Raw genomic sequence first — 12,252 nt, forward strand, 5'->3', positions numbered from 1 at the left:
TTGGCACATCTGACCAAGGAGTATTTCATGTCCAGTTGCTGTGGCGATGACCCTAAGCCCACTAATTCCTCTAGGACTTGCGCCTTGCAGCAAGCCGGACCGTCCCCATGCGGCTGCGCGTCTATGGGTGTCAGCTTGCTGGTTGTCCTGAACGGCCTTCGACCGCTGCGCAAGTGAGATCCAGATGAATACAGCCCTTCGCATTGCCATTGATAAAGCCTTCTCACGAGCAAAGCAGGCCCTCCGAGAAAAGGATGAAGCCGGAACCTTTCCCTGGTTGGAGCGGGCCCACATATTGAGCCAGCGAATGCCAGTCCTTCACGCTCAGAGCCATTGGCTGATGCTGAGGGCTGGCTGGCAGTTGCGCGACTATCGGGAGGTGCTCGGCCAAATGCCTCGGATCATTGCGGCACTGCTGTTCTCCAGGATCTGGGTGCCACTCGGAAACACCGGGCGGGCCAGGGTTAGTGCTTTCGCGCCGATGCCCGTCTCCCAAGAGTTGCAGCGACTTCTTCAAGGAGAGCCGCGATGAGTTCCTCTCCTGAAAGGTCATTTTTCGGCGCTCCTTGGCTTTGGTGGACATTATCGCTGGCGATTGCGTTAGCCGACCAAGTGTCCAAGAGCGTAATTGAGGGTTCGCTCCCGGTCGGCTCCGTGACTCCTCTGACCACGTTCTTCAATCTGGTTCATTTCTGGAATACCGGTGCAGCATTCAGCTTCCTGGCTGACGCGGGCGGTTGGCAGCGATACGTCTTCATCGCCCTGGCCGTCATCATTTCGATAGTGCTCGCGCTGATCCTGCGTAAGCCCAGTCCCAAGAGCGAAGCGCTGGGCTATAGCCTCATACTGGGCGGTGCAGTTGGGAATCTGATTGACCGCGCATTCCGTGGTCATGTGATCGACTACCTGGATTTCTACTGGCAGTCCTGGCATTGGCCGGCGTTTAACCTGGCGGATATCGGTATCGTCGGTGGCGCCGCCATGTTGATCCTGAGCAGTTTGCTGACCCCAAAAGCGGAAGTGAACCGAGCCAGAGAATGAAAAGCTCGTCTTCGACGGACACAGTGCGCTGGGTAGGCCATGCATGGGTCGGACCCGGTATCGGAGTCTTTCATGGGCGTGTTGGTCACCAAGGCTGGCACCACCATCAGGCGCATCAGATCTCAGTGGGCCTCGATTCAACCGTAGCGGTCGAAACCCCGCTGGGTATTCATTCAGGGGCAGCCATCTTCATCCCGGCAGGCTTGAAACACCGGCTGAGCGCCGGTCGAGTTCTGTCGATCTATGTGGATGCGCTGTCCGAGGAAGCTCGTGCTTTGCGGGGTACCGAAGAAGCGAGGGTGATTGAGATCACGCCGGCGGACGTAGCGGCGATTATCGGCGCGCTGCGCGAGACAGGACACAGTGCTGTACAGCTGAAGGCTGGGGTGCGCCAGACGCTGCGGCTTCCCGACCCACCGATCCCAGATCCTCGCTTGACCAAGGTGATTGAAGCGCTGCGTAGAGGCCAAATGAGACGCGAAGAAATGGCCGCACTGGTGCATTTATCACCCACACGGTTTTCCCATTGGTTCGTGGAACAGACAGGTCTGCCGCTTCGCAGCTATGCGAAATGGTTACGTCTCACGCAAGCCTTACAGCACCTAGCCAAAGGGGGGCGGCTGACCGAAGCGGCGCATGAGGCAGGCTTTTCTGACTCGGCTCATTTCTCCCGAACATTCCGGACGCTGCTGGGCATCGATCCATCATCTGCCCTGGCTGAAGTCGATCTCCAGGAATCCTAGCTCTTTCGTTCAAGTCGAAAGCTCGTCTCTCCGCATAGAGTCATGACTCCATCACAGGGAGCTGAACGATGTCGACCTTTCTTCGATTTGCCATACGGTGGGTGAGCTATCCACTCGTGTTTGGTGGCGCTGCCGCCTTCATGATCTGGGCGCTGTATGCCGGCGTACCGTATTGGCCCACCACCCCCATAGCCGCCGCGATAGGACTGTTGAGCATCGCTGGTTTGGAGCGCATCCAACCGTTTCGCGAAGCCTGGCTTGAGGATCATCAAGACACCGCGACAGATCTGCTGCACATGCTGGTGAACCTTTCCGTCATTCAATTCACCGCTGAAATCCTGGCCAAACTTGGCGATGCGGTGCCGGCTTCGGTTCGTCTCTTTCCGATCGAGAGTCCGCTGTGGCTCCAGTTGCTACTGGTCGCCGTCGTGCTCGATCTGGGCCTGTACGGCATGCACCGGATTAGTCATCGAGTGCAATGGCTGTGGCGTTTTCACATGATTCATCACAGCGCCGAGCGGTTGTATTGGGTGAACGGGGAGCGACGCCATCCCCTGCACGCGGCGCTCATGGCCGGTCCGGGGCTGGTGATTCTGCTCGCATTAGGCGCCCCGTCTGCCGTAGTCGCCACCTGGTTTGGCATTCTGACCGTGCACTTGGCCTTCCAGCATTCGAACCTGGACTACCGACTGGGGTGGCTGCGTCACATTATCGGGGTTGCCGAAATTCATCGCTGGCATCACAAGCGCGACTTTGAAGATGCCCAAGTCAACTTTGGTGAGTTTCTGATGGTGTGGGATCAACTGTTTGGCACGTTCCTCGACAGTGCGGGGAAGCTGGGGGAGGCCGAGGTCGGGTTGCATGAAAAGGACTACCCCAAAGGCTACCTTGCGCAGTTCGCCGAACCCTTTGGGCGAGACCGTAGAAGCAAAGGCTAGCGGGTTCTCTTGCAGTGCGGCGGTAGCCAGGCACGGCACGCTGTCTCTGGATTGCTCTGGTTAGTTGCAGAAAGCGTGAGCCCATTGAGATTGAATGCGAGCCGGCGCGGCTGAATGGGGGACGATAGAGAAAACGGAAAAAATCGTACGTTAAGCGTACGGCCTGTCAGGTTGAGGCCCTAGAGGTTGCCGGCGAGGCGTCAGAAAATGCTGGAATCGGCCCTATCCTGACGCGGCCCAAGGTTCCGGCCTGACGCCTAGTTAGGGCGTACTTCAACTGGACGTTCGCGGCGGGCCTACGTTGGGTTTTGGTTCCATTGCTCCCCAAATCCCGAATAGGGAGCAGTGGAACAGGAAACGCACTTAAGCCAAGTCGGCTTAGCGTACGATTCTTCCCGAATTCTGCGGCTTCCCTCTGAAGAGCTGGGATACGTGAGGGCCGGTGGAAGTGATGACCGCATCCGTATGCAGAAGAAAAGCCTTCCCGATAAAGACCCCATGCGGGAAATCGTCATTAAATCCAAGGGCGGATCGATTACATGGGTCTCAAATACCGGGTATGACTCAAAGCTAGGCGGTGATGTTTTTCATCTCCACCAGCACTCCACCGGACAGGGTTTTTTGCAAGCCCGAGACGCACTGAGAAAGTTCGCTGACAACAAGGAGTTCGAGGCCGGAGTCAGCTACGAAGGAATGAGCACGCCCGAGCGTGAAGCCAAGATCCAAGCTCGCAAGGAACAAGAAGAAATCAGGAAAGAGCTTCGGAGAGTTGCTGTTTATGGTAGCGTTTAAGCTTTGGGAAATCAACAAAACGGCATAGCGAATGATCCCCTCTGGCAAACCAAGCCGACTGTCGCCGAGGCTAATCCCTCTTGTGGTTTTTTTGATCGGCCTGTGCTCCACCGTAGTGCTTTACCAACTCATCGTCGAGTCCGTCGATCAACGACAACAGGTCTACTTCGACTTCCGCGCCCGGGAGGCTGCTGAGCGCATCGAGAACCGCATGGCCACCTACCAGCAGGTCCTGCGGGGCACGGCCGGGTTCTTTGATGTGCATGATGATGTCGGACGTGAAGATTTCCGAAGGTATTCCGATCGCCAGGCTCTGGACCAGTACCTGCCTGGCATCCAAGGCGTGGGCTTCGCCAGGGCCATCCGGCCTGCCGATCTGCAAACCCACATCGATCAGGTCCGCGCCGAAGGCTTTCCCTCTTACACGGTGCAACCAGCAGGCCAACGAGACCTGTATTCCTCGATCGTGTATCTGGAGCCGTTTTTGGGACGCAACCTGCGTGCCTTCGGCTTCGACATGTATTCAGAACCCGTGCGGCGCGAGGCCATGCAGCGCTCGGTAGATACGGGTGCCATCGCGCTTTCGGGGCATGTGCGTCTCCAGCAGGAAACGGGGGTTCAGGAGCAGTCGGGGTTCCTGATCTACCAGGCGATCTACGCTACTGACCAGCCAGCGGCAACCGTAGCAGAGCGCCGGGAACAACTGCGCGGCTGGGTCTATGCACCGTTTCGCATGACAGACTTCCTGCAGGGTCTCCTCGGAGAGCAGGAGCGTGACCTGATCATCGACATCTTCGACGGCGAAGAGATGGTTGAAGCGACACGAACTCACTTTGGCAGTTCAGGGCGTACCGATATCCGTCCAGGGTTTGAATCGGTGCATCGGCTGCGCATGATGGGACAAACCTGGACCGTTCGCGTGCATGGCAGCACGAGCCTTCTGCAACGGGTGGACAGAGGGCTACCGATCGTGATCGCGGTAACCGGTGTCTTGCTCAGTGCCATGCTGGCTGGGCTGATGTTTTTGCTGGTGTCGGGTCGGTCCCGGGCAGAAGCGGCGGCCCGCGCGATGACAGAAGACCTGTCTCTGGAGAGGTCTCGATTGAGTGCCATTCTTGAAGGCACCCGGGTCGGCACCTGGGAGTGGAATGTCCAGAGCGGTGAAACCGTCTTCAATGAGGAATGGGCGAGGATCGTTGGATACAAGCTCCAAGAGCTTGAGCCGATCTCCATCGTCACCTGGGCAAAGCTCACGCATCCGGAAGATCTGCAAAAGTCAGAACAGCTGCTCAAGCAGCACTTGGCGGGGGAGTTACCGTTCTACGAGTGTGAGGCCAGGATGCGCCACAAGGATGGGCACTGGATCTGGGTGCTGGACCGCGGGAAGGTGGGGAAATGGGATCGGGATGGCAAGCCTCTCATCATGTACGGTACCCATCAGGACATCAGCCGGTCCAGACAGGAGCTGGATACCTATCACCATCGAGCGCATCATGACGTATTGACCGATCTACCCAACCGGGTCTTACTCGGTGACCGCATACAGCAGGCGCTTGCATTGGCAGAGCGCGAGAACACGCATCTGGCTGTGCTGTTCATGGATCTGGATGGGTTCAAGTCGGTCAACGACACCCATGGCCACGAAGCGGGGGATGTAGTGCTAAAGACCGTGGCCCGCCGTCTCCTGCGTTGCATCCGTGCCTCCGACACGCTCGCCAGGGTGGGAGGCGATGAGTACGTGGCCTTGCTGCAACACGTCAGCGACGAACAGGAGGCGCTCAAAAAGGCCAGCCTGTTCATCTCGGAGGTCCGCCGACCAATCCCCTTGTCTGCGGGTGGCGAAGCACGAATTTCCATTAGTGTCGGTATCGCGCTCTACCCTCAGCATGGAACGACCATCGAGGTGCTCAGCGAGCATGCCGATCAGGCGATGTATCAGGTCAAGAAAGGCTCCAAGAATGGAGCCTTGGTGCTTCAGGATAGCGGCTCGGTGTAGCTCTGCGTTCCCGTAGCGTTTAAACGCACCCTGATCGACAACTCCAGATCTTGTGTTGCCGGCGACAGCGTCCACGCATGAAGTTGGTCCATCACGACCGATCAGGCATTGACCGCCGATTGCTTCGAGCAACTGGCCCCACAGATGACCGCCAAGGGCTGGAAAGGGAAGCCGCAGAATTCGGGAAGAATCGTACGCTAAGCCGACTTGGCTTAAGTGCGTTTCCTGTTCCACTGCTCCCTATTCGGGATTTGGGGAGCAATGGAACCAAAACCCAACGTAGGCCCGCCGCGAACGTCCAGTTGAAGTACGCCCTAACTAGGCGTCAGGCCGGAACCTTGGGCCGCGTCAGGATAGGGCCGATTCCAGCATTTTCTGACGCCTCGCCGGCAACCTCTAGGGCCTCAACCTGACAGGCCGTACGCTTAACGTACGATTTTTTCCGTTTTCTCTATCGTCCCCAATGCAAGCTCGCTCGCAGTTAATGTGAGCCCGAGGGCTTCGTCAGCCGCAGTAAATCTGAGCCGGGAATCGCGTTGATTGCGAGCCCGGCGATTTTCAAATGCGAGCCGTTACACCTAGTGGCCTCGAAGGCACGGCGTCCGACGCAGCCCCCTGATGCCGGCCAGTCGCTCTTAGCGCGCGAAATAAAGAACTTAAAATCATCAGTAAAGTCAGATAGATAGGAGTGAAGTGAGTGAATTTTCCCCTTATCTCGGCATAACCCCAATAAGCGCCCGGTGGCCCTGTTCGTCGATGAGGCACATGACCTCAACGGCCATACGCTGACCGGCCTTAAGCGCCTGATGGAACTGGTCGAGGACGGCGACGGCCGATTGTCGGTGGTGCTGGCCGGGCATCCCAAGCTGCGTAACGACCTGCGCCGCCCGACGATGGAGGAAATCGGCTACCGCACAGATATTTTCTCGCTCGACGGCATCGCCGGCAGTCAGCGCGAGTACATCCACTGGCTGCTGGAAACCTGCACTGCGGGGAAGGTCGAACCCGAGTCGATCCTGAGTGAAGACGCCATCGACCTGCTCGCCACCAAGCTGCGCACACCATTGCAAATCCAACTGCACCTCAGCATGGCATTGGAAGCCGGCTACCTGACTGGCGAGAAACCCGTCTCGGCGGAGCTGGTGGAATCAGTGCTGTCGCGTCAACTGGATGATCTGGAACCGACCCTGACGCGCCACGGTTACCGCATCAAGGATCTGGTAGATCAGTTCGACGCCAGACCCAATGAGATCAAGGCGCTGTTCAGCAACGCGCTCGATCCGGCGCGCGCCGCTGAGCTGCGCGACAAGATGCTGGCGGCGGGGCTGCCGATCTGAGCGCTGGGAAATTGTACGTTTTGGGGTTTTGGGTTTGGGGAGCAACGGAATAGAAAGTGCACTTAAGCCCTGCCATCTCCTCTCAGCGCCATAATCTAGGTCCTTCTCAACTCCATTCCCCCCTTGATTCCGTACTTAAATACGGAAGTAGAGTCGAATCGTGGGCTGAAAACCTGAGAGGAGATTGCTGTTATGAAATACCTAAGACTGCTGCTGATAGTTGGTTCGACTCTGCTGTCATCCACCGTATGGGCCGAGAACGGAGCCGATCGAGCGCTTGAGTGGAGGGCCGCTATGCACGACAAGGCTGAGGCGGCCTTGGTGGCGGAAACCGCCAAGAAGATTGAGCAACTGGGGGCCACGGCGGCTGGCCGTGTCGAAGAGCAGCCCGCCTGTCCACCTGCAAGGTAGGACATGAGCGACTGCTGCACGATCCGCTCGACCAGGCTCAGCGTGAGCCTGCCCTGATGAGGCGCAAGTGCAAATAGCAGTACCAATCTGTGGCCTTTGCAATTGCTCCTTTGGCCATTCAGCGGCGCTCATTGAGCGCCGCTTTTTTCCAAGCTCAAGCCGACAAACAGGGGCGCCTCACAAAACTGGAGATCGTAGGTCAGCACGGCTCTTTGTTTCCATGCAGCGAAACGATCAGCGGACAGGAAACAGTCCCGTGACTCGCACAACAGTCGTGAACCAGCCGCGCCAAGACTGACTCGATCCGCTGCAAATCCGCGAGTTTCCCACGTACATCCTCGAGCTTCTGCTCGGCGAGCACACGCGCTTCGTCGCAGTGAGCGCCGTCATCCAGCCTCAACAGTCCGGCCACTTCATCGAGGCTAAAGCCCAGTCGTTGCGCGGATTTCACGAATTTCACCCGTGCGACATCCGCCTCGCCGTAGCGGCGAATACTGCCGTAGGGCTTGTCCGGCTCGGGCAACAGCCCCTTGCGTTGATAGAACCGGATGGTTTCCACGTTGACCCCGGCCGCCTTGGCAAAGGCGCCGATGGTCAGGCTGTCCACAGAGTTTTCCACAGTGCTTGATTCCGTACTTGACTACGGAAGTAACCTTAAACCATCGCTCACATGCTCAAAAGGAGAAATGCATGTCTGAACCGTCAAACGGGCGCGCCCCTCTTGTCGCCGGGGGGCTCGCTGCGATTCTCGCGTCGACTTGCTGTCTTGGGCCGTTGGTTCTGATCGCACTGGGATTCAGCGGGGCCTGGATCGGCAACCTGACCGTGCTGGAACCTTACCGCCCGATCTTCATCGGCGGGGCGTTGGTCGCGCTGCTTTTCGCCTACCGGCGCATTTTTCGCTCGGCTCAAGTCTGCAAACCGGGCGAGGCTTGCGCTATCCCCCAGGTTAGCAGCACTTACAAGTTGCTCTTCTGGGTGGTGGCGGCATTGGTGCTGATCGCACTCGGCTTCCCCTACATCCTTCCCTTGTTCTACTGATCAGGAGTTCGCCATGAAAAGGCTGTTCGCATCCTTCGCCCTTGCCATCCTCGTCGCTGCGCCCGCCTGGGCGGCCACGCAGACCGTCACCCTGTCAGTGCCCGGCATGACCTGCGCCGCCTGCCCGATTACGGTGAAGAAGGCGTTGACCAAGGTCGATGGCGTGACCAAGGCGGAAGTAAGTTTCGAGAACCGCGAGGCCATCGTCACCTTTGACGATACCAAGACCAATGCCCCGGCGCTGACCAAGGCGACCGAGGACGCAGGCTATCCGTCCAGCGTCAAGCAATAGGAGGGAGTTCCGATGGCAAATCCGCTCAATCTGTTCACTCGGATCGGTGACAAAGCCGGTTCCGTCGGCGTGCTGGTTTCTGCCATAGGCTGCGCCACGTGTTTTCCCGCCCTTGCCAGCCTGGGTGCCGCGTTCGGTCTGGGCTTTTTGAGCCAGTGGGAAGGCCTGTTCATCACCACGCTGCTGCCCCTGTTTGCCGGACTGGCTCTGGTCGTCAATGCCCTCGGCTGGCTCAATCATCGGCAGTGGCGACGGACTGCGCTCGGCCTGATCGGCCCTGTCCTGGTGCTGGCAGCGGTGTTTTTTATGCTGGCTCACGGCTGGCGGAGCGGCTGGCTGCTCTATATCGGCCTGGCCCTCATGCTTGGGGTGTCCATATGGGATCTGGTGTCGCCCGCCAACCGCCATTGTGGGCCGGACGCCTGTCCAACTCCGCAGAAACAGTGATGCCGACAAGAGACCCATCTGAAGGAGTAACGCTATGACCGAATTGCAAATCGTTGGCATGACCTGCGCATCCTGTGTCGAGCATGTGAAAGATGCCTTGGAGAAGATTCCCGGCGTGCACCAGGCGGATGTTTCCTACGCCAGCGGGAAGGCCGAATTGACGGTCGACAAGGGCGTAAGCCGTGAACAAATGCAGGCCGCCGTCGAGGCACTGGGGTATCGAGCGGCGTTCGAAGATTCCACGATACAACCCCGTCCTGGCCTGCTCGACAAGGCGCGGGGCTGGTTGAGCGGCAGCATTGGCGCCGGGAAAGATGGCGACAGGCTCCACGTTGCGGTCATCGGCAGCGGTGGCGCCGCCATGGCGGCCGCACTCAAGGCGGTGGAAGGCGGTGCCCGCGTCACCTTGATCGAGCGTGGCATCATCGGCGGCACCTGCGTCAACGTGGGCTGCGTGCCCTCCAAGATCATGATTCGTGCCGCGCATGTTGCCCATCTGCGCCGCGAGAGTCCGTTCGACGCGGGGCTATCCGCCACGACGCCGACCGTCCTGCGCGAACGGCTGCTCGCGCAGCAGCAAGGTCGTGTGGACGAACTGCGCCACGCCAAGTACGAAGGCATTCTGGAAAACAATCCGGCGATCAGCCTGGTGCGCGGCACCGCCCGTTTCCAGGACGGCCACACGCTCAGCGTGGAACTGGCCGAGGGCGGCGAGCGCATCGTTGCCTTCGACCGCTGCCTGATCGCCACCGGCGCGAGCGCGGCCGTTCCGCCGATTCCCGGTCTCAAGGACACGCCCTACTGGACCTCGGACGAGGCACTGGCGAGCGACACCATTCCGGAACGGCTCGCCGTGATCGGCTCCTCGGTGGTAGCGGTGGAACTGGCACAAGCCTTCGCCCGGCTGGGCAGCCGGGTCAGCATCCTGGCGCGCAGCTCGCTGTTCTTCCGCGAAGACCCGGCCATCGGCGAAGCGGTGACGGCGGCCTTCCGTATGGAGGGCATCGAAGTGCTGGAGCAGACGCAAGCCAGCCAGGTATCCCACGCCGACGGCGAGTTCGTCCTGAGCACCAACCATGGCGAGTTGCGCGCCGACCAGTTGCTCGTCGCCACCGGACGCACACCCAATACCCGAGGCATGAATCTGGAAGGTGCCGGCGTGAAGCTGGATCAGCGCGGTGGCGTGGTGATCGACCAGGGCATGCGCAGCAGCGCAGCGGATATCTATGCGGCCGGCGACTGCACCGACCAGCCGCAGTTCGTCTACGTCGCGGCTGCCGCAGGCACCCGCGCGGCGATCAACATGACCGGCGGCGAGGCGAAGCTTAATCTCGACGCCATGCCGGCCGTGGTATTCACCGATCCACAGGTGGCCACCGTCGGTTACAGCGAAGCGGAAGCGCACCACGCCGGCATTGAAACCGACAGCCGCACCTTGACCCTGGACAACGTGCCACGAGCGTTGGCTAACTTCGACACGCGAGGTTTCATCAAGCTGGTCGCCGAAGCGGGCTCCGGCCGGCTGCTGGGCGTGCAGGCGGTGACTCCGGAAGCGGGCGAGATCATCCAGACCGCCGCCATTGCCATCCGCGCCCGGATGACGGTGCAGGAACTCGCCGATCAATTGTTCCCCTATTTGACGATGGTCGAGGGCCTGAAACTAGCTGCGCAAACCTTCACGAAGGACGTCAAACAATTGTCCTGCTGCGCAGGGTAATGAGAGAGCGAGGTTGAAGCATGAGCAACACGGCAGGCGATCTCGGTGGGTGCGACAGCCTACGCAAGACATGGCAGGTGATCGGCTTATGGGTGCTGCCTGCCGTCGCGGCGACGATAGCGATTGTTCTGGCGGATCGACGCCCCGCGTTGTTCCTGGCAGCGAGCGCCGCGCTGGCCGTGATGGGCGGCGCCTGCCTGGTCAACGCCGCGCGCTGTCGCCGACTTCACTGCTACATCACGGGGCCTTACTTCCTGTTGCTCGCGCTTGGTGCGCTGCTGGTTTATGTGTTTGACCAAAACGGCGAGCATCTCTCCAGACTGTGGCTGCTACTGGCACTGGGTACTACACCGTTGCTCCTCTGGCTACCTGAGCGCCTGGCCGGAAGGAAATATCTGAGTGCCCCAGTTTGCGGAGAAGGCCGGGAGTGTCGGTGATGAATGCCTACACGATATCCAGATTGGCCGAGGACGCGGGCGTCAGCGTGCATGTGGTGCGCGACTATGTGCTGCGTGGCTTGCTGCACCCCGCGCGGCGCACGGACAGCGGTTACGGCATTTTCGACGAGCAATCCCTGATGCGGCTGCGCTTCGTGCGTGCCGCCTTCGAGTCCGGTATCGGGCTCGACGAATTGGCGCGGCTCTGCCGGGCGCTCGATGCGGACGATGGCTCCGACGTGATCGGCTGTGTCGAGCGTTTGCTCCGGCAAATCGCGGCACGACAGGCGGCTTTAGCCGTAGTGGAAACGCAGTTGGCCGGGCTGACCCACTGCGCCGACGAAGGTCATGCCCATGCGTAACGCCGACCAAGCCGAATCGACCAAGGTCTCCCGCTCACGCGCTTATACCTGGGGCGTGCTCGCCGCGCTCACCTGCCCCTGTCATCTACCGGTGCTGGCATTGCTACTTTCGGGGACAGCGGCCGGGGCCTTCGTCAGCGAACATATGGGTGTCGCCGTGCTTGCGCTGGCCGTTCTCTTCTGCCTCTTCCTGCGAGCGGCACTGCGGACCTTTCGGGAGCGGCCGTGATCCGCTCAGACCACTGCGCGGTCTCCGCTGCCGAGTTGCGGCAGACTTGGGAGCGCCGGGAATTCTTCTGCACTACCGGCCGCAGGTCGATCTGCGCACAGGTTCGATCACGGGTGCGGAAGCGTTACTAGGTTTTCTTGGACGATGGAGGAACCCCATCATGAACGCAAACAACACCCCTACCATCAGCTGCTGCGAATGTTGCAAGGACATTCCCCTTGACGCCGCGCTTACGCCGGAAGGTTCCGAGTACGTCGTGCACTTCTGTGGCCTGGAGTGCTATCAACGCTTTATGTCTCGCGCGGATAAGAGGGCGGCATTCGAGCCTGATAGCCCCTACACACAAAAGGTCAGTACCCGTCACGACGACTAATTCGCTTTGCCTCTGGAAAGTGGCTCTGGTTAATTGCAGAAAGCGTGAGCCCACGATGATGGAATGCAAGCCGACGCAGCTGAATGCAAGCTCACT

At 59.7% G+C, this 12,252-nt stretch carries 17 protein-coding genes; 16 read left to right on the forward strand and 1 reads right to left on the reverse strand.

Features of this window, described 5'->3' with window-relative positions:
• Positions 1-184: 184 nt before the first annotated feature.
• From IEC33019_RS14410 to IEC33019_RS28000, 8 genes are all read left to right on the forward strand, one after another.
• A complete protein-coding gene (locus tag IEC33019_RS14410; RefSeq protein ID WP_099593681.1) occupies positions 185-532 on the forward strand; it encodes a DUF3703 domain-containing protein in 348 nt (115 codons plus the stop codon).
• Entirely contained in the window at positions 529-1,041 is a 513-nt protein-coding gene (lspA, locus tag IEC33019_RS14415; RefSeq protein WP_099593683.1) for a signal peptidase II, read from the forward strand. Before IEC33019_RS14410 ends, lspA begins: the two co-directional genes overlap by 4 nt.
• A complete protein-coding gene (locus IEC33019_RS14420; protein ID WP_099593685.1) occupies positions 1,038-1,784 on the forward strand; it encodes a helix-turn-helix transcriptional regulator in 747 nt (248 codons plus the stop codon). The genes lspA and IEC33019_RS14420 overlap by 4 nt, the downstream gene beginning before the upstream one ends.
• A 68-nt stretch (positions 1,785-1,852) precedes the next feature.
• Positions 1,853-2,722 carry a sterol desaturase family protein gene (locus IEC33019_RS14425; RefSeq protein ID WP_099593687.1) on the forward strand — a complete coding sequence of 290 codons (870 nt, stop codon included), beginning with the start codon at positions 1,853-1,855 and terminating at the stop codon, positions 2,720-2,722.
• Positions 2,723-3,067: 345 nt separating this feature from the next.
• Positions 3,068-3,514: a hypothetical protein gene (locus IEC33019_RS14430; RefSeq protein ID WP_157765890.1), complete on the forward strand. Its 447-nt coding sequence runs from the start codon at positions 3,068-3,070 to the stop codon at positions 3,512-3,514.
• A gap of 82 nt (positions 3,515-3,596) precedes the next feature.
• Positions 3,597-5,510, forward strand: coding sequence for a CHASE domain-containing protein (locus IEC33019_RS14435; protein ID WP_172959809.1), 1,914 nt, complete (start codon positions 3,597-3,599; stop codon positions 5,508-5,510).
• A gap of 740 nt (positions 5,511-6,250) precedes the next feature.
• Positions 6,251-6,847, forward strand: a complete 597-nt coding sequence (locus IEC33019_RS27845) for a hypothetical protein (protein WP_434091243.1) — start codon at positions 6,251-6,253, stop codon at positions 6,845-6,847.
• A 192-nt stretch (positions 6,848-7,039) separates the two neighbouring features.
• A complete protein-coding gene (locus IEC33019_RS28000; RefSeq protein ID WP_099593694.1) occupies positions 7,040-7,258 on the forward strand; it encodes a co-regulatory protein PtrA N-terminal domain-containing protein in 219 nt (72 codons plus the stop codon).
• Positions 7,259-7,457: 199 nt separating this feature from the next.
• Here IEC33019_RS28000 and merR read toward each other — a convergent pair whose 3' ends face one another.
• Positions 7,458-7,877, reverse strand: coding sequence for an Hg(II)-responsive transcriptional regulator (merR, locus tag IEC33019_RS14450; protein WP_099593695.1), 420 nt, complete (start codon positions 7,875-7,877; stop codon positions 7,458-7,460).
• A 71-nt stretch (positions 7,878-7,948) separates the two neighbouring features.
• On the opposite strand from merR, the gene merT reads away from it, so the two are divergent.
• The 8 genes from merT to IEC33019_RS14490 all read left to right on the forward strand — a co-directional run bounded on the left by merT (position 7,949) and on the right by IEC33019_RS14490 (position 12,156).
• Positions 7,949-8,299 carry a mercuric ion transporter MerT gene (merT, locus tag IEC33019_RS14455; RefSeq protein ID WP_099593697.1) on the forward strand — a complete coding sequence of 117 codons (351 nt, stop codon included), beginning with the start codon at positions 7,949-7,951 and terminating at the stop codon, positions 8,297-8,299.
• 13 nt (positions 8,300-8,312) lie between these two features.
• Positions 8,313-8,591 carry a mercury resistance system periplasmic binding protein MerP gene (gene merP, locus IEC33019_RS14460; protein WP_099593699.1) on the forward strand — a complete coding sequence of 93 codons (279 nt, stop codon included), beginning with the start codon at positions 8,313-8,315 and terminating at the stop codon, positions 8,589-8,591.
• Positions 8,592-8,603: 12 nt separating this feature from the next.
• Positions 8,604-9,038: an organomercurial transporter MerC gene (gene merC, locus IEC33019_RS14465; protein WP_099593701.1), complete on the forward strand. Its 435-nt coding sequence runs from the start codon at positions 8,604-8,606 to the stop codon at positions 9,036-9,038.
• A gap of 34 nt (positions 9,039-9,072) precedes the next feature.
• On the forward strand, positions 9,073-10,755 hold the full coding sequence (gene merA / locus IEC33019_RS14470) for a mercury(II) reductase (RefSeq protein WP_099593703.1): 1,683 nt from the start codon (positions 9,073-9,075) through the stop codon (positions 10,753-10,755).
• A gap of 20 nt (positions 10,756-10,775) precedes the next feature.
• Positions 10,776-11,192, forward strand: a complete 417-nt coding sequence (locus IEC33019_RS14475; protein WP_099593705.1) for a hypothetical protein — start codon at positions 10,776-10,778, stop codon at positions 11,190-11,192.
• Positions 11,192-11,554: a mercuric resistance transcriptional repressor MerD gene (merD, locus tag IEC33019_RS14480; RefSeq protein ID WP_099593707.1), complete on the forward strand. Its 363-nt coding sequence runs from the start codon at positions 11,192-11,194 to the stop codon at positions 11,552-11,554. The genes IEC33019_RS14475 and merD overlap by 1 nt, the downstream gene beginning before the upstream one ends.
• Positions 11,547-11,783 (forward strand): broad-spectrum mercury transporter MerE, encoded by a 237-nt coding sequence (merE, locus tag IEC33019_RS14485; protein WP_099593710.1) that lies wholly within the window; start codon positions 11,547-11,549, stop codon positions 11,781-11,783. The genes merD and merE overlap by 8 nt, the downstream gene beginning before the upstream one ends.
• Before the next feature lie 160 nt (positions 11,784-11,943).
• Positions 11,944-12,156, forward strand: a complete 213-nt coding sequence (locus IEC33019_RS14490) for a DUF3330 domain-containing protein (RefSeq protein WP_099593712.1) — start codon at positions 11,944-11,946, stop codon at positions 12,154-12,156.
• Positions 12,157-12,252: the final 96 nt, after the last annotated feature.

Source organism: Pseudomonas putida, from assembly GCF_002741075.1.
GTDB lineage: Bacteria > Pseudomonadota > Gammaproteobacteria > Pseudomonadales > Pseudomonadaceae > Aquipseudomonas > Aquipseudomonas putida_T.

Excerpts from the sequence above, each read along its gene's own strand:
- IEC33019_RS14410 (WP_099593681.1), top strand. The coding sequence starts at position 185 with ATGAATACAGCCCTTCGCATTGCCATTGATAAAGCCTTCTCACGAGCA.
- lspA (WP_099593683.1), top strand. The coding sequence starts at position 529 with ATGAGTTCCTCTCCTGAAAGGTCATTTTTCGGCGCTCCTTGGCTTTGG.
- IEC33019_RS14420 (WP_099593685.1), top strand. The coding sequence starts at position 1,038 with ATGAAAAGCTCGTCTTCGACGGACACAGTGCGCTGGGTAGGCCATGCA.
- IEC33019_RS14425 (WP_099593687.1), top strand. The coding sequence starts at position 1,853 with ATGTCGACCTTTCTTCGATTTGCCATACGGTGGGTGAGCTATCCACTC.
- IEC33019_RS28000 (WP_099593694.1), top strand. The coding sequence starts at position 7,040 with ATGAAATACCTAAGACTGCTGCTGATAGTTGGTTCGACTCTGCTGTCA.
- merT (WP_099593697.1), top strand. The coding sequence starts at position 7,949 with ATGTCTGAACCGTCAAACGGGCGCGCCCCTCTTGTCGCCGGGGGGCTC.
- merP (WP_099593699.1), top strand. The coding sequence starts at position 8,313 with ATGAAAAGGCTGTTCGCATCCTTCGCCCTTGCCATCCTCGTCGCTGCG.
- merC (WP_099593701.1), top strand. The coding sequence starts at position 8,604 with ATGGCAAATCCGCTCAATCTGTTCACTCGGATCGGTGACAAAGCCGGT.
- merA (WP_099593703.1), top strand. The coding sequence starts at position 9,073 with ATGACCGAATTGCAAATCGTTGGCATGACCTGCGCATCCTGTGTCGAG.
- IEC33019_RS14475 (WP_099593705.1), top strand. The coding sequence starts at position 10,776 with ATGAGCAACACGGCAGGCGATCTCGGTGGGTGCGACAGCCTACGCAAG.
- merD (WP_099593707.1), top strand. The coding sequence starts at position 11,192 with ATGAATGCCTACACGATATCCAGATTGGCCGAGGACGCGGGCGTCAGC.
- merE (WP_099593710.1), top strand. The coding sequence starts at position 11,547 with ATGCGTAACGCCGACCAAGCCGAATCGACCAAGGTCTCCCGCTCACGC.
- IEC33019_RS14490 (WP_099593712.1), top strand. The coding sequence starts at position 11,944 with ATGAACGCAAACAACACCCCTACCATCAGCTGCTGCGAATGTTGCAAG.